Origin of the sequence: Campylobacter volucris (genome assembly GCF_008011665.1) — a bacterium.
GTDB lineage: Bacteria > Campylobacterota > Campylobacteria > Campylobacterales > Campylobacteraceae > Campylobacter_D > Campylobacter_D volucris_A.
Genome location: NZ_VOWJ01000021.1, coordinates 71,909 through 88,577 on the forward strand (window position 1 = coordinate 71,909; position 16,669 = coordinate 88,577).

General features: G+C 26.6%; 18 protein-coding genes. 16 read left to right on the forward strand and 2 right to left on the reverse strand.

Annotated features, from left to right (window positions below; genetic code table 11):
- Positions 1 to 123 precede the first annotated feature (123 nt).
- From ccoN to FPD38_RS03680, 15 genes are all read left to right on the forward strand, one after another.
- On the forward strand, positions 124 to 1,590 hold the full coding sequence (gene ccoN, locus FPD38_RS03620) for a cytochrome-c oxidase, cbb3-type subunit I (protein WP_147555424.1): 1,467 nt from the start codon (positions 124 to 126) through the stop codon (positions 1,588 to 1,590).
- 11 nt (positions 1,591 to 1,601) lie between these two features.
- A complete protein-coding gene (gene ccoO / locus FPD38_RS03625; protein ID WP_147555425.1) occupies positions 1,602 to 2,267 on the forward strand; it encodes a cytochrome-c oxidase, cbb3-type subunit II in 666 nt (221 codons plus the stop codon).
- Between the two features lie 8 nt (positions 2,268 to 2,275).
- Positions 2,276 to 2,479, forward strand: a complete 204-nt coding sequence (locus tag FPD38_RS03630) for a cytochrome c oxidase, cbb3-type, CcoQ subunit (protein WP_147555426.1) — start codon at positions 2,276 to 2,278, stop codon at positions 2,477 to 2,479.
- Positions 2,479 to 3,357, forward strand: a complete 879-nt coding sequence (ccoP, locus tag FPD38_RS03635) for a cytochrome-c oxidase, cbb3-type subunit III (RefSeq protein ID WP_147555427.1) — start codon at positions 2,479 to 2,481, stop codon at positions 3,355 to 3,357. The genes FPD38_RS03630 and ccoP overlap by 1 nt, the downstream gene beginning before the upstream one ends.
- Complete coding sequence (locus FPD38_RS03640; protein ID WP_147555428.1) at positions 3,357 to 3,569, forward strand: DUF4006 family protein; 213 nt, start codon at positions 3,357 to 3,359, stop codon at positions 3,567 to 3,569. Before ccoP ends, FPD38_RS03640 begins: the two co-directional genes overlap by 1 nt.
- Before the next feature lie 14 nt (positions 3,570 to 3,583).
- On the forward strand, positions 3,584 to 3,673 hold the full coding sequence (locus FPD38_RS08265) for a hypothetical protein (protein WP_410002929.1): 90 nt from the start codon (positions 3,584 to 3,586) through the stop codon (positions 3,671 to 3,673).
- Positions 3,670 to 4,260 carry a hypothetical protein gene (locus FPD38_RS03645; protein WP_147555429.1) on the forward strand — a complete coding sequence of 197 codons (591 nt, stop codon included), beginning with the start codon at positions 3,670 to 3,672 and terminating at the stop codon, positions 4,258 to 4,260. Before FPD38_RS08265 ends, FPD38_RS03645 begins: the two co-directional genes overlap by 4 nt.
- Complete coding sequence (locus FPD38_RS03650; RefSeq protein ID WP_147555430.1) at positions 4,250 to 4,759, forward strand: FixH family protein; 510 nt, start codon at positions 4,250 to 4,252, stop codon at positions 4,757 to 4,759. Before FPD38_RS03645 ends, FPD38_RS03650 begins: the two co-directional genes overlap by 11 nt.
- Complete coding sequence (locus FPD38_RS03655; RefSeq protein WP_147555431.1) at positions 4,756 to 7,146, forward strand: PD-(D/E)XK nuclease family protein; 2,391 nt, start codon at positions 4,756 to 4,758, stop codon at positions 7,144 to 7,146. Before FPD38_RS03650 ends, FPD38_RS03655 begins: the two co-directional genes overlap by 4 nt.
- Positions 7,143 to 9,887: a RecB-like helicase gene (locus FPD38_RS03660; RefSeq protein ID WP_147555432.1), complete on the forward strand. Its 2,745-nt coding sequence runs from the start codon at positions 7,143 to 7,145 to the stop codon at positions 9,885 to 9,887. Before FPD38_RS03655 ends, FPD38_RS03660 begins: the two co-directional genes overlap by 4 nt.
- Before the next feature lie 67 nt (positions 9,888 to 9,954).
- On the forward strand, positions 9,955 to 10,227 hold the full coding sequence (locus FPD38_RS08140) for a hypothetical protein (protein ID WP_187153092.1): 273 nt from the start codon (positions 9,955 to 9,957) through the stop codon (positions 10,225 to 10,227).
- Positions 10,228 to 10,393: 166 nt separating this feature from the next.
- Positions 10,394 to 11,026 carry an SIR2 family NAD-dependent protein deacylase gene (locus FPD38_RS03670; protein WP_261798283.1) on the forward strand — a complete coding sequence of 211 codons (633 nt, stop codon included), beginning with the start codon at positions 10,394 to 10,396 and terminating at the stop codon, positions 11,024 to 11,026.
- Positions 10,993 to 11,214, forward strand: coding sequence for an SIR2 family NAD-dependent protein deacylase (locus FPD38_RS08270; protein ID WP_261798284.1), 222 nt, complete (start codon positions 10,993 to 10,995; stop codon positions 11,212 to 11,214). Before FPD38_RS03670 ends, FPD38_RS08270 begins: the two co-directional genes overlap by 34 nt.
- 27 nt (positions 11,215 to 11,241) lie before the next feature.
- Positions 11,242 to 12,621 carry a DUF262 domain-containing protein gene (locus tag FPD38_RS03675; RefSeq protein WP_147555433.1) on the forward strand — a complete coding sequence of 460 codons (1,380 nt, stop codon included), beginning with the start codon at positions 11,242 to 11,244 and terminating at the stop codon, positions 12,619 to 12,621.
- Positions 12,611 to 14,716 (forward strand): DUF262 domain-containing protein, encoded by a 2,106-nt coding sequence (locus FPD38_RS03680; RefSeq protein ID WP_147555434.1) that lies wholly within the window; start codon positions 12,611 to 12,613, stop codon positions 14,714 to 14,716. Before FPD38_RS03675 ends, FPD38_RS03680 begins: the two co-directional genes overlap by 11 nt.
- A 3-nt stretch (positions 14,717 to 14,719) precedes the next feature.
- Here the strand turns inward: FPD38_RS03680 and FPD38_RS03685 are convergent, their stop codons facing one another.
- Entirely contained in the window at positions 14,720 to 15,016 is a 297-nt protein-coding gene (locus FPD38_RS03685) for a hypothetical protein (protein WP_147555435.1), read from the reverse strand.
- A gap of 203 nt (positions 15,017 to 15,219) precedes the next feature.
- Between FPD38_RS03685 and FPD38_RS08145 the strand changes: the two genes are divergently transcribed.
- A complete protein-coding gene (locus tag FPD38_RS08145) occupies positions 15,220 to 15,384 on the forward strand; it encodes a hypothetical protein (protein ID WP_187153093.1) in 165 nt (54 codons plus the stop codon).
- Between the two features lie 124 nt (positions 15,385 to 15,508).
- On the opposite strand, the gene FPD38_RS03690 is transcribed toward FPD38_RS08145, so the two are convergent.
- Positions 15,509 to 16,576, reverse strand: coding sequence for a WG repeat-containing protein (locus tag FPD38_RS03690; protein ID WP_147555436.1), 1,068 nt, complete (start codon positions 16,574 to 16,576; stop codon positions 15,509 to 15,511).
- Positions 16,577 to 16,669 lie beyond the last annotated feature (93 nt).

A 16,669-nucleotide genomic window follows, 5' to 3' on the forward strand; every position in this document is an offset into this window, starting at 1 on the left:
TTTTTGATAATTATTTCCAATATTAACCAAGCGTTAAGAAAATTAATTTTTAAGCTAAAAAAGATATTAATTGTCATATAATAAAAAAATTGCTTTATTGCAGAAAAAAATTAAGGAGAGGAAATGCACCCAGGAAATGCATTAAACTATGACTATACGGTTGCCAAATATTTTATGTTTGCTACCTTATTGTTTGGTATTATTGGTATGGCAATTGGGACGCTCATAGCTTTTCAAATGGCACATCCGGAACTAAATTATTTAGCTGGTGAGTATGGTACTTTTTCAAGACTTAGACCATTACATACTTCAGGTGTGATTTTTGGCTTTATGCTTTCAGGGATTTGGGCGACTTGGTATTATATTGGTCAACGCGTATTAAAAGTAAGTATGGCTGAATCAGGCTTTTTAATGTTTATCGGTAAGTTACATTTTTGGCTTTACATGATTACTATGATTTTTGCAGTTGTTTCATTATTTTTAGGTATAAGTACTTCAAAAGAATATGCAGAACTTGAATGGCCTTTAGATATATTAGTGGTTTTAATTTGGATTTTATGGGGAGTAAGCATTTTTGGTTTAATTGGAATTCGTAGAGAAAAAACGCTATATGTGTCATTGTGGTATTATATAGCTACATTTTTAGGTATAGCAATGCTTTATTTGTTTAATAATATGGCAGTACCTACTTATTTTGTAACTGGAATGGGTGATTGGTGGCATAGTGTTTCTATGTATGCAGGAACAAATGATGCATTAGTGCAATGGTGGTATGGGCATAATGCGGTTGCGTTTGTATTTACTGTAGGTATTATCGCTCAAATTTATTATTTTTTGCCAAAAGAAAGTGGTCAGCCAATTTTTTCTTATAAATTATCTTTATTTGCATTTTGGGGATTGATGTTTGTCTATTTATGGGCTGGTGGACACCATTTAATTTACTCAACTGTTCCTGATTGGATGCAAACCATGGCTTCTGTTTTTTCAATTATCCTAATTTTGCCTTCTTGGGGTTCTGCTATTAATATTTTACTTACTATGAAAGGTGAATGGAGTCAATTAAGAGAAAGTCCATTGATTAAATTCATGATTTTAGCATCAACATTCTATATGTTTTCCACTTTAGAAGGTCCTATTCTTTCTATTAAATCTGTTAATGCTTTAGCGCACTTTACAGATTGGATTCCTGGACATGTTCATGATGGAACACTTGGCTGGGTTGGTTTTATGACTATGGCTGCACTTTATCATATGGTTCCTAGAATGTTTAAAAGAGAGCTTTATAGTAAATCATTAATGGAAGCTCAATTTTGGATTCAAACTACTGGTATAGTACTTTATTTTAGTTCAATGTGGATAGCAGGTATTACTCAAGGTATGATGTGGAGAGCTACTGATGAGTATGGTAATTTATTATATACCTTTATTGATACGGTTGAAGCTATTGTTCCATATTATTGGATTAGAGCTGTGGGTGGATTATTGTATTTGATAGGATTTTTTATGTTTGTTTATAATATTTATAAATCAATTTCGGTGGGTAGAGTGCTTGATAAAGAGCCAAAAAGTGCTTCACCTATGGCAGCATAAGGAGAGAAGGTATGTTTAGTTGGTTAGAAAAAAATCCATTCTTTTTCGCTGTAGCAGTGTTTATAGTGATTGCTTATGCTGGGATTATAGAAATTTTACCTGATTTTGCACAAAATGCACGACCTATTGAAGGTAAAAAGCCATATACGGTATTACAATTGGCAGGTCGTAATGTGTATATTAAAGAAAGTTGTAATGCTTGCCATTCTCAATTAATTCGTCCGTTTAAATCTGAAACCGATCGTTATGGCATGTATTCACTTAGCGGGGAATATGCATATGATAGGCCATTTTTATGGGGATCAAAAAGAACAGGGCCTGATTTATTGCGTGTAGGAAATTTTAGAACTACAGATTGGCATGAAAATCATATGTGGGATCCAGTTTCAGTTGCCCCTGGTTCTATAATGCCAGCTTATAAACATATGTTTAGTAAAAATGCAAATATACAAACAGCATATGCTGAAGCTCTAACGGTTAAAAAAATATTCAATGTTCCTTATGATATAGAAAATGGAACTAAACTTGGAACTTGGGAAGAAGCACAAGCTGAAGTAATGACCGAAGCCAAAGATATAGTTGATCAAATGAAAAATCAAGATGTTAAAGATGCATTTGCAAAAGGTGAAATTAAAGAAATTGTTGCATTGATTGCATATCTTAATAGCTTGAAGTAAGGCGAAGTATGAATTTAGAACTAATAAGAGAATTACAAGCTTATGGTTTTTTTGCACTTGTAGTATTTTTAGTAGTTGTTTTATATTCTTATTGGTTTCATTTGTATAGATCTGAAAAAACAGGTAGAAGAAACTATGAGCAATATGCTGATTTAGCTTTGAATGATGAAATCAGCGATTGCATTTTAGAGCAAAATAAAAGGAGTGCTTAATGCAATGGTTAAATTTAGAAGATAATGTAAATTTATTGTCTTTTATCGGTGCAATTTTAATTATTTTAACCACACTTTTTATGGTTGGAAAATTGTTTAAGAGTATGAAAAACGATAAAAGTGAAGGTGAATTAAGTGAGCATAGTTGGGATGGTATAAGAGAATTTAAAAATCCTGTTCCACTTGGATGGGCAGTGGTGTATTTTTTAACTATAGTATGGTGTATTTGGTATTTTCTTTGGGGATATCCATTAAATAGCTATTCTCAAATAGGTGAGTATAATAAAGAAGTTCAAGTACATAATGAAAAATTTGCTCAAAAATTTGCAAATTTAAATTCTGAAGATAAAAAAGAGATGGGTAAAAATATTTTTTTAGTGCAATGCTCATCTTGTCATGGAATTACAGGAGATGGTATGAATGGAAAAGCTCAAAATCTTACTATTTGGGGTTCAGAAGAGGGGCTTATAGAAGTTATAACTAAAGGTTCTAAAGGTTTAAACTATCCAATGGGAGAGATGCCAAGTGCTGCTGATAATGGCATAGAAGAAGCTGATATTTCAGCTATTGCGGCTTATGTTGCTTCTGAAATTTCAGCTATTAAAAAAACAGAGAATCCTCAGCTTGTAGCAAAAGGAAAAGAACTTTTTGTAACTTGTACTGCTTGTCATGGCGAAGATGGCACCGGAATGATTGATGGCCAATTAGTCGCACCAAATCTTACAAAATATGGTAGTGCTGATTTTGTTGTAGATGTATTAAATCGTGGGAAAATAGGCTTTATCGGAGAGATGCCTAAATTTAATAATGGTATATTAAATGAGCTGCAAAAAGAAGCAGTTGGTGAATATGTAATTTCTCTTTCAAAGGGCGAATAATGGAAAATTCAAATAGATGCGTGTTTTCACTTTCTGGAGTTGGTGGAATGCTTGTTGCGACTGTATTGTTATTGACAATTTTAGTTACATTGACAATTTGTGGGCTTAAAATACAACAAGAAGTAATGCAAAAACCTTATAAATTGGAAAATGCAAATGAAATTAAGATGTTTAACTCTAAAGAAGTAGATCATATTATTATAAAGGAATAATTGTGGTTAAAGTTATGGAATATTTAATTATCGCTGGATTAATTGTAGCAGCTGCTATCACGGCTTGGTCAGTTTTAACTGCGAATAATTTACATATAGGATGAAAACTATATTAAAAGGCGGTATTTTCACCGCCATTTTGATATTTTTTATGAATTTTTCTTATGCTGACATTTTGTTAAATGATGGTATTTTAAATCAAGCTATCGAGCAAAATATTACTACAACTTCTAAACAAATAAAAAAACTTACAGGTGTTGATATAGCGTTAGCCTTAAGTGATAAAAAAAGTTTTGAAGAACTTAGAGCTTATGAGCACAATTTGACTAATCCTTATATTTTGTTAGTTTTTTCTAAAACATCTCATAGGGTTGATATTTTTTCAAGCAAAGATGCAATGATTTTTTTTGATAAAGAAAAAACTTTAAGTCCTTACCCTGAAAAAGGAACAATTTTACCAATTCTTGCAAATCCTAAACAAAAAGATATATATAATGCAGCTATTTTAAATGGATATGCAGATATTGCTGATCAAGTTGCAAGTTATTTTAATATACAACCATTTTATGGAAATTCAAACAGAGATACTTTAAATATTATGCGAATTTTAATTTATGGTTTTGTTTGTGTAGCTATTTTAATGCTAGTGCAAAGAAATCTAAAAAGGAAAAAAATAATTAATGGAAAATAAAAAAACGTTTTGGCCTTATGGAATTTTAATATCTATTGTATTGATTGTGATTGCTTGTATTGTTACTATTTACATAGCAAGTAAAGCTCCAGTTTATAATGATAATTTTTATTTTGATACTTATGCAAATGTAGATAAAAATTATAATGAAATTCAAAAAAGACAAAAGCAATTTGATGAAAATTTCAAATTAAGCTTGGATAATGAAAGTTTTGAAGATCAAAACAAAATAATATATTTAATAAATGATGGAAAAAATTCACTTAAGATTAATGTAGAAAATTTTAAAAATTATGATTTAAATCAACTTCAAATTCAAGCCTTGCTTACTCGTCCTCATACTAATGAGATGGATCAAAAATTAAAAGCGATGATAGTAGATTCTTCTTTGGTTTTTGATTTTAATATTAGTGAAAAAGGAGTTTGGAAACTTCTTGTTAAAATCACACAAAATGAAGAGAGCGTAGGTTTTTTTGAATTTTTTATAAAAACTAAATGAAGCTTTTTGTTTTTAGTTCATCAAGGGCTATAAGAAAATATTATGAAATAAAATTACAAGATAATGCATTAATCGATCAAGCTATAAATATAGCTGATTTTATGGAGAAAATCATCTTTTCTCCGTATTTAAAAGCTACTCATTATGAATGTTTGCTTTTAATGAGACAAGCTTGCAAGATGACTAAAAATTTAGAACAAGAATTAAAAATTCCTAGTAATTTTTTTACTTTTTTAAAAAATAATTCTTATTTGTTTAGTTTTTTTAAAGAGCTAAGCTTAGAAAGAAAAGATATTACTAGCTTGTATTATGCTGATACTTACGCACAATATGATGAGCATTTGCAAATTTTAGATGAGCTTTTTAAAAATTATTTAACTCTTTTAAAAGAGCAAAAGTTATACGATGAAATTTCTTTACCTTTTGATTATGAGATTAATATTAATTTTTTAAAAAACTATGATGAAATAATCTTTGATTTTCAAGGATTTTTAAGTGGTTTTGAACTTGAAATTTTATCCAAATTAAAAGATTTAATTCCTTTAAAAATTCAATTTTCATGTTCTAAATTTAATAAAGATTTTTTAGATAATGTAAAAATATTTGAAAATGCAAATTTTAAAGAAAATTATCATTATTTATATGATTTAAATTCTCATCAAAAATTAAAAGAGCAATCTTTTGGCAGCAAAGCTTTGATTTCTTATAAAAGTTTTCATTTAAGATCTTTACAAGCTGCTTTTGTTTTTGAAAAAATCAATTCTTTTTTAAAAGAAGGGATAAAAGCAAAAGATATTGTTGTCATTACTCCAGATGAAAATTTTACACAAATTTTAAAACTTTTTGATAAAAACAATATGTTAAATTTTGCAAGTGGTTTAAGTATAAAAAATACTCTTTTTTATCATAAATTAAAAGCCTTATATGATAGTGCTAAAGATGAAAAATATTCTTATCAAACTTTAAATTTAGAAGAAGATGAGTATTTAAATTTATACACTTGTAATCTACATATTTTTCAAACTGAAGAACAATTTAGCTTATTTAAAAAATCTTTTGATGAAATAATTGATTTTACTTTTTTTGAAAATTGTATCAATGATTTGCTTATAGATAATGAAGAAGAACTTGTATATAAAATTCAAGAAGAATTAATTTTTATCAAAGAATTAATCAAAACTCATCAATTAACTTTTTGTCAAATTTTAGAACTTTTTTTCATGCAAATTGATGGTATAAAATTAAGCAGTGTAGGCGGTGGAGAAGTTACTGTAATGGGGCTTTTAGAAAGTAGGGGGCTTAGCTTTGATGGGGTGATTGTGGTGGATTTTAATGATGAATTTATTCCAAAAAGAGTTTCTAGCGAGCTTTTTTTAAATAATCAAATTCGTAAAAATTCAGGCCTTATCACGCACGCTCAAAGAGAAAATTTACAAAGGCATTATTATTATATGCTTTTAAGTAGGGCTAAATTTATAGCTATTTCTTGCGTGGAAAATGAAGATAAAATAGCATCAAGATTTTTAAATGAGCTTGATTTTGATATCAAATTAGATCAAAAATATAGTCTTTTAGCTTATGCAAGATATTTTAAAACCCATAATAAAAAATGCTCTTTTAATCTTAACCCAATTACTCATATAAAGGCTGAGCATGATTATTTTGCAAAGGATTTGTCTTTTTCAAGATTAAATCTTTTGATTAATTATGGTTTGGACTATTATTATAAATATATTATTAGATTAAAAGAACCAAAAAAATTAGATAATACTTTAAAAGCTAATGAATTTGGTGTTTTAATTCACAAAGCTTTGGAAATTTATTACAAAGAAAAGTCTAAAAATTATTTTGATTATAAAGTTTTTATGCAAGTGGTGAAAAATTTAAAAGAATATAATATAGATGTATTGAATTTAGCTTTAATAGAGGCTATTTTTAAAGAATTTGAAATATTGGAAAATGAACATTTTGCTCAAGGTTATGTTGTAGAAAAATGTGAATTTATGCCTTCAAAAAAAGAATTTATCACAGATAATGGCGTAAAAATTTGTGCTATTGGTTATTTAGATAGACTTGATAATAATGGTCAAGAAAGAATGATTATAGATTATAAAAGCGCAAATATAGATGATAAATCATACCAACTTGCTTTTTATAAATTTTTATTAGAAAATGATAATGGTATCAATAATACAAAAGCTTGTTTTTATGATTTAAAAAATATCAACATAGTCTATGAAAATGCTAAAAATAAAAGCGTACAAGAGCTAAAAAATTTACTCAATGAGCTTTCAAAAGAGCCTTTAGAAAAAGAATTTTGCAATCAAAGTAATAAAAATACCTATAGCCCTTATACTATGCTTTATAAAAAGGAGTTTAAACTTTGAAAGCAAATTTTGAACCTTTTTTGGCTTTAGAAGCTAGTGCAGGAAGTGGAAAAACTTTTGCTCTTAGTGTGCGTTTTGTAGCTTTAGTTTTAATGGGTGCAAAGATTAATGAAATTTTAGCTCTTACTTTTACCAATAAAGCTACAAGTGAAATGAAAGAAAGGGTTTTTAAAACCTTTTTAGAATTTGATCTTTTAGAAAATAATCAAAACAAAGCCGAATGCAATGAGCTTATGAAAATGTTAGGTAAAAGCAAGGAAGAATTAGTATTTTTAAGAGATAAATACAAAGATGAATTTTTACGATCTAAGCTTAATATTTACACTTTTGATAGCTTTTTTTCTCAAATCATTAGAGCTTTTGCTTTAAATTTAGGCTTTATGAGTGATTTTAAAATCATACAAACACAAGATAGTTATGACAATTTTATTAGTAAATTAAATGATGAAGAATTAAAAGCTTTAGCCTATTATATGATACAAACTAAGAGTAAAAATAATTTTTTTACAAACCTTACAAAGCTATATGAAAGATCTTGCGAGATTGATTTTAGTCAAGATGTGCATTTTCCAAGTAAGGTTTTAGTAGAAAAAAGTCTTGAAAAATTTGTATCTTATGCCAAGCCTTTAAGTACAAATAGACATTATCTTTCTAATTTTACTTTTGAAGATATAGAAGATTTTTTATCTAAGCCTATTATTAGTGATTTGGGTAAAAAATATTTTGAAAAAATCATTGATAGTGAATTTTTACAAAAAAGATCAGAATTTTTACAAAGTGCTAAAGAGTATTTTATTCAAGTAGAAAATTATCGTATTAATATGCTTACAAGACTTTTAAAGCATTTTAAACAAGCAAGAAATGAAGAAAATATCAAGCAAAATGCTTTGACTTTTTCAGATATAGCTTTAAAATGCTATGAGTTAATTAGTGATAAATCTTATAAGGATTTGATTTATTTTAGGCTTGATGGATATATATCGCATTTATTAATTGATGAATTCCAAGATACTAATGTCTTGCAATATCAAATTCTAAAGCCTATTATAGCTGAATTAGTTTCTGGAGAAGGTGTTAAAAAAAATAGAAGTTTTTTTTATGTGGGTGATAAAAAACAAAGTATATATGGTTTTAGAGGTGGTAAAAAAGAGCTATTTGATCAGCTTTTAAAAGATTTTCCACAGATTAAATTACAGCATTTGGATACAAATTATCGTAGTAGAAAAGTTATAGTAGATTATGTCAATGAAGCTTTTAAAGATAAATTCCAAGATGCTAATTTAAATTCTAGTTTTACTTTACAAAAAAGCATTAAAGAAGGTGGATATGTAAAAATTTTACAAAATCAAATTCCACCAAAAGAGAGTCTTAGTGAAGCTAGTGGAAAAGAAGTTTTAAAAATCATTAATGAGCTTTTAGAAAAAGGTACTCAAATCAATGAAATTTGTATTTTAGTATGGATAAACAATGATGCTACTTTAATGAAAGATTTCCTTGAAAAACACGACATCAAAGCTTATACTCAAAGTAGTGTTGCTTTGATTGATTGTATTAGTGTGAGAGTGTTGTTTGAGTATGCTAAGGCGTGTGTTTTTAAAGATGAGTTTTGTTTGTATTTTGTAAAGAGTATTTTAGAAAAAGAAATAGCTTATTTAGAGCTTGATTTAAATCGCAGTGTGGTTGATATTTTAAAATATTTAGCTAATGCTTTAGGACTTGATTTGAGTGATTTAAATTTAATTGCTTATTTAGAATATGCAAGTGCTTTTGATAATTTTATAGAGTTTTTATTTACTCCTTGTGAGCTGCAATCTTTACAAGAACAAAACGATGGTGTAAATATCATGACCGTGCATAAATCCAAAGGGCTTGAATTTGAAAATTTAATAGTGCTTGATAGACTTAGTAAAGGAAGCAGTGATAATGATACTTTAATGTTTGAGTATGATTTAGAGCAAGGTTGGCAAGTAAAATATAGACATAGTGCTAGAAAATTTTTAGAAGATGAAAATTATGATGCTTTTTTAGCTAAAAGAAAAAAACTCATGGAAGAAGATAGGATTAATTGTTTATATGTAGCTTTTACTAGGGCTAAAAATTCTCTTTTTATTATCAAAAATGATGAAAGCTTTACAACATTGCAAAGTTATTTTAAAGACTATGAAGAAAAGCAAATAGGCTTTTTAGAAAGTAAAATCATCAAAGATGAAAAAAATGTTAAAAATATAGAGCAAATTGAAGAATTTGAAGAATTTCAAAAAGTAAATTTACAAGAAATTAAAATAAAAAATAATTTTTCAAGCAAAGAAATCCATTTTGGTTTGGCTTTGCATGAATTTTTGCAGTATTTTGATTTTATTACAAAAGATAATTTTGAATTTTGCAAACAAATGATATACAAAAAATATCGTTTTTACTTAAATGATGAAGATTTTAATGAGCTTTTTAAAAGACTTATTATGCTTTTAAAAGATGAGAGTTTTAACGCGCTTTTTGTGGGTAAAAAGCTACTAAAAGAGCAAATCGTTGCTTATAATGGTGAACAAAAACAGCTTGATATACTTGCACTTAGTGATGATGAAGCTATTGTAATAGACTATAAAACAGGCTTAAATTTAAATGAGCACAAAAGTCAAATTTTACTTTATAAAGAAGCTATAGAAAAAATCTTAGCTAAGACTTCCACTAAGGCTTTTTTGGTGTATATTTTAAAAAATAAAGTAGAGATAAGAGAAATTTAATTTATATAGATTATAAATGTCCATTTTTATATTTTATACTAATAAAAATTTTTTAAAAAGGATAAAAATGGCTTTAGCGGTTGAGACTATTCAAGATTATACTATTAAAATAGCTAAGAAGTCTTTTTGGATGTGTTTTAACGCTCCAAACAATGATTTTCATATCAATAAAACAAAACATAACAACTTGTTTGATAAAGACAAGACAGATTGTAAAGCAAGAGATGAATTTTTAGCTTTTATGAGAGAAAATTTTCCAAAAACAAAACCAACTATGGTATTTGATACAGCTCCAGTGGAGTGTTTGTCGTATCCTTATTTGGGGGAGTATTGCTATTGATTGTGAAGAAAATGATGAGGTTTATAAGGCTATAAACAAAAAAAACGAAGATGAAAATTGCATACCAAAATCTATGAATGCAGTTTTTTGGGAAATGAGTCCTGAGGTAGCCAAAGAACTACATGAAGCTAGGAAAATTGATTATGAAAATTTTTAAAGGTAAAAAATGCAAATAAAAACCCATATAAAACAAGCTTTAGATAAAGCAGAAATTATACTTATTACAGCTGGAGCTGGTATGGGTGTAGATAGTGGCTTGCCTGATTTTAGAAGAAAAGAAGGTTTTTGGAGAGCTTATCCGTATTTGGAAAAATTAAAAATTGATTTTGAGTATATGGCAAATCCTTCACAATTTTATAAAAATCCTGAGCTTGCTTGGGCTTTTTATGGCCATAGATTTAAGCTTTATAAAGATACTTTGCCACATAAAGGATATGAAGTACTTTTAAAATTAGCAAAAAGCAAGCAAGAATATTTTGTTGTTACGACTAATGTAGATGGACATTTTAAGAAAGTTGGTTTTGATGAGGATAGAATTTATGAATATTATGGAAGTATAAATTATCTTCAATGTTTTAATTATGCATGTGGTGATTTGATATGGCAAATGAAAGAAGAACTTCCTATAAATATACAAGAATTTAAAGCCTTATCTTTACCAAAATGTCCTAGATGTCAAGGTTTAGCAAGGCCAAATATTTTGATGTTTAATGATGGTAGTTTTAATGATAAGCGTATATCTTTACAAAAGCAAAATTATAAAACTTGGCTAAATATAAAGAAAATAAAAATATTTTAATCATAGAACTTGGTGCTGGCACGGCTATACCTAGCATGCGTTTGTTTGGTGAAAATTTTTGCAATAAAAATAAAATTCTTTTAAGAATTAATCCTAATGAATGCTATTTTCCAAAATTTTTTAAAAATGGCATAGGAGTTCAAATGGGAGCCTTGCAAGCTTTAGAAATGATAGATGAATTGATATAATAAATTTAAATTTTAGAAAGGTTATAAATGAGTGGTGAAAATACAGAAGTAAAATCATGCGTTGTGAGTTTGAAAGAGTTGGTGCAAGGTAAAGTGGATAAAAATGAAGAGATATTTTTAAAAGAAGGTTTTTCTTTAAACATACCTGATTATCAACGCCCTTATACTTGGGATATAAAGCAAGTTAAAATTCTTTTAAAAGATATAAACGAACAAATGAATAAAAATGATCAAAAATATCTTTTGGGAAGTTTGATATTGCATAAAAATGATAAAAATGATGGAAATAAATTCAACATAGTAGATGGCCAACAACGCCTTAGCACTTTAGCTTTAATTTTAAAAGTTTTATGTGGATACAATCAAGGAAAATGCGAGGAATGTAAAATAGGTAATTTTTTAAGCGATGTTAAATACTCTCATAATGAGTCAAAATACCATATCAAAGAAAATTATGAATATATAAAAACTTATTTTGAAAGTTATGATAAAAAAGACAAGTTTTTAGATTTTATTTTAGAGAATATAGAATTTATCTGCGTTTTAGCACCAAGCGAAGATGATGCATTCTTGTTTTTTGATAGTGCAAATTCAAAAGGCAAAGCTTTAAAATCATATGATCTTATAAAGGCTTTTCATTTGTATTCTTTAGAGAAAAAACAAGGCAATATGCTAGGTTATTATGCAAGGAAATTTGAAAATCTTGCAAAAGATGAAAGAAAAATCACTATTTTATTTGATGAGCTTTTAGCACCTGCTAGAGCATGGTTAAAACATAAAAGTATTAATACTAATGATATTAAAGCATATGATGAATTTTGTAAAGAATTTTTTAGTGATAAATTCCTTTATAGCAAGGAAAATTTAGGAATTTTAAGTAGTTTTGCTAATGGAGTGGATTTTTTTGAATATTTGTTTAAATATGATGAGTTTTTTGATAAATTATCAAATAATGCTTTATATCAAGAGCTAGATAAGATATATCAAACAGGATTTATTTATAACAAATACATTTATGCAATTGCTGTGATGATTTATTTTTCTAAATTTCCAAATGGCAATAGTGATTATTTTTTACTTTTGCTTGCAAGAGCTGCTTTTAGTTTGAGAGTTTATAGACCAAGTATTTATAGGGCTACTCAAAGAGATTATGCTTTGGAATTTTTAGAAAAAGTATATTTTGTATCTTTTGAAGAAGAATTAGAGCAAAATTTACTTGATTTTATAGCTGTAAAAAATGAAGAAGAAAGAAAAATAAAAATTGAAGAAGAAAGAAAAAATAAAGAAATAAAAACAAATCAAGGGCCTGATGGTGGGAAAAAATGGTATTTGGATATAGTTCAAGAAAAATATAAAAATCAACACATACAAAAGCATATAGTTAAGGAGAATGAAAATGGCAAATAATTCAACAAATAATCAAAATCAAGCAAATATTAAAAGTATTAGTGAAGTGGCGGATAAGATCTTTTTTGAAATTCCACCTTATCAAAGACTATATGAGTGGAATAAAGAGCAAATACAAACCTTGCTTAATGATATAAAAGCTAAATTTGATGATAAAGAATACTTTATCGGTAATGTAGTAGTAAGCAAAAAAGGCGATAAATATCTACTTATAGATGGCCAACAACGCTTAACAACTTTGTTTTTAATAGGATTTTTTCTTTCTTATAGAAAATGTGATGGTTGGCAAAATTTTATTATGCAAGGTGATAAACTTAGAATTTCTATGCCTATAAGAGAAAAAGAAGAAAAAGTTTTAAAGGAATTTGCTAAATTTTGTAATGAAGATAATAGTAGAGAAAATGATTTATTTTTACAAAAATTAAAAGAATTTCCACAGGATATAAGCCAAAACATACCACAAGCTTTAGAAGTTATAGTAAATTGGTTTGAAGAAAATATCGAAAATAATGATATTGCAGATTTTTTTGAGTTTATTTATAAAAAAGTAAAATTTGTTTTTGTAGAATTAGCCGAAAATACTGACTTAAACCGCTTTTTTATCCGTATGAATAACCGCGGCAAACAACTAGAAAAACATGAAATTTTAAAATCAAGATTGCTTTCTAAAATTAATGATGAAAATAAAAGAGCTTTTTATGCTCATATATGGGATATTTGCTCACAAATGGATAATTACATCTTTCAAAAAGCTAGTGATAGAAAGATTTCTAAATCAGATGAAAGTAGTGGAGATGATGAACAAAAAAATACTATTGATAAAAATACTATTGATGATATTATAAAAAATAACCAACAAAAAATTACAAAAAAAGATGATGATGAAGATAAATCTAAATTCAAATCCATAGTAGATTTTCCTACTTTTTTATTGCATGTTTATAAAATTTGCAATAAAAAAGATATTATCATAGACAAAAATAAGCTTTTAGAGTTTGTAAATACTGAAAGTATTGATTCCAAAGAGTTTATTAAAAATCTTTTAAAATATAGAATTTTATTTGATTATTTTGTTGTTAAGGGTATAGATGATGTGGAAAATTCTTATAAGATTAGAAAATTATCTAAGAAAAATAACACATATACAATTAGCGAAGATTCTAATGAAATGTCTAATCTTGCTATGGTGCAAAACTATCTACGCGTAGCAAGAAGTGGTATGTCTAATAATCATCATCACTGGCTTACTCCATTTTTGAAAAAAATAAATGATTATTTAAGTAGTCTTAAAGATAATAATACAATATCTGAAATTGTAAAATTTTTTTCTAATGATCTTAATATTGCTAGCGAAAATTTTGAGAATAATGTAGAAAATTATATAAAATCACTAATAAATAATGATAATCTGAAAGATTTTTATAAAGGAACACAATCAGGCTTAATACTTTTCCTTGAAAATTTAGATACAGCTTTAGCTAAAGAGCAATTGCAAGATAAAGTTTTAATTGATAAAGTTAATGAAATTTTACAAGATTCACAAAAGAAAGATGGTGAAAATTTTCAAATAGATAATTTTTTCAAAAATGAACAAGAATGCATATTAGATCAAGGAACTGCGACTTTGCATTATTGGTTTTATCGTTTGGAGTATTATTTATGGAAGTATTCAAAAAAAGAATATATTTCAAAAGTAGAAGATAATGAAAAATTAAAAGAAATAAATCGGGGAAATTTTAGTGAAATTGTTAGCAGTTTTTATTTTAGAAATTTAAATTCCATAGAGCATGTGCAAGCACAAAGCAAAGCAGAAGAATGGGGAGAAGACAAAGATAAAATAGATAATTTTGGAAATTTAGCGTTGATTAGCTCTAGTTTTAATTCATCTTTAAATAATCAAGATGTGCAAGATAAATATTTAGATTTGCAAAAATATATAAATAAAGATAATGTCATATCTTTAAAACTTTGGTTAATTTATGCTTTAAGCGAAGAAGATCAGTTAGGATGGACTTTTAAGAAAGCAGAAAATCATAAGAAACAAATGTTAGAAATCTTAAAAAATTCTTTTAAGGCAATCAAAGATAAAGCTTAAGCTTTATCTTTTTTTAAATTTAGCAAAAGCTTTATTTTTGCTTCTTATCTTACGAAAATACTCTTTTGACAAGATATCCTTTAAAATTTTAGCATTGTTATAACTTAGCTTAGTTTTTCTTTGTATGTAAGAGATGGCTTTGTTTGCTAAATTTTGTGCTTTAGATTTTTTTATCAAAGCTTTATCTAATATAGCTGTTTTAGGCATATTTTTGATAAATTCTAAATACTCTTCTTTGCTCTCAAAAGAAGAATCTTCAAAACTAAATGGAACCTGACTTGATATTTTTTTCTTTTTCATTTTTTCCTCCATATTTTAAAAAGATATTTTACCATAAAATATAGACATTTTTAGTCTATAAAATTATAATATAATTCAACTTTGCTAAATTTATTATTGATGAATTTGATTATAAGATAGCTTGATTTTAGTTTTGACAAGTGATGGTTTTTTATGTGGATAAAATGCAAATGTAGATATAAAATAGTGTTTTGATAAGGCGTTTGATTTTAAAAAAGGCTTATATAGATGATCAATTTATATTTATCAATACAGATGGAGAATTTATGCTTGATTTGCAGTTTGAAAATGTAAATATTTGGGCAATGGAATTTATGAGTTTGGTAAAAATGGACATAAATTTTTATATGAAATACGATGAAAAATAATCCTTAATCCTTTTTCTCAAAGACAAATTTCATGTATAATCAAGGATATGGGTTGGAAAATTTTAAGCTTGTTAGAGTTAAAAGAGTAAAATTTGGTTTTAAAAGAATGTGCTTAAAATACATTTTAACAATCAAAGTTTATGTATTTTAAAACATTTATTTTTATGGTTTTTTTGATTTTTAAATTTATCATATTAACTATCTTATCTTTTATTGCTAATATTAGGTTGTTATCTAGTATTGTGATTTGATCATATTTGATTTTTATAATAATCTTTCCTTTTTTATCTATAAGACCCCATTTATCACTACATTTAACTTTGGCAAAACCTTTGTTAAAATGATCTACTTCATCATATTGTGCTTTGATGATTAGCTTTCCTTTTTTATCTATAAAACCAAATTTTTTATTAATCAAGATTGAAGCTAATCCATCGTGAAAATAACTCACGATATTTTCTTTATTTAATATTAAATATAATCCAATTTTTGAAGCACCTTGTATGTCAAAAAAAGCTAGATCATCATCTAAATCATTTATAAAATCATATTTTGCCTCTATGATTAATTTTCCATTTTTATCTATAAAACCCCATTTATTATCAATTTCAACCGCAGCCATTCCTTGAAAAAAATCTTTAATTTTATTGTATTTAGTGTCTATAGCAATTTCCCCTTTTTTATTTATAAAACCCCATTTCCCATTAAGCTCAACTCTAGCTAAACCTTCGCTAAAGTCATAAGCATTATCATACTTTGCCTCTATGATTAATTTTCCATTTTTATCTATAAAACCCCATTTATTTTTTAAACAAATAGTTGTTAAATTTTCTTTATATTTTTTTATGTTTTTAAATTTAGTTTGTGCTGTAATATTTTCATCAATTTTATAAGGAAAAATTATTTTTATAATATTTCCTTTTTTATTTACAAAGCTATTTTCATCTCCATTATATACTCTAAATAAACCATTATAAAAGCTTTTGGAATTGATACTTCCATTTAGTTCTTTGATAAACTGTGCCTTTGAATCGATCAGAATTGATTTAAAAATAATATGTTGATTTTTTGTATCATGTATTTTTAAATTTATATAATATATTTTATTTGCATTTAACACCCCAAAACTATGATATTCTATATCAAAATTTTGATATGTGAAGGTACTTTTAGGTTGTTTAGTGGTGAGCATTGTTTAAATTATGATTATTTTTTTGGTTGCATAATAGATTTTTTTTATTAGCAAGATTTTTATCTAGTTTTAAAAGTGTTGTTTTCATGTGTT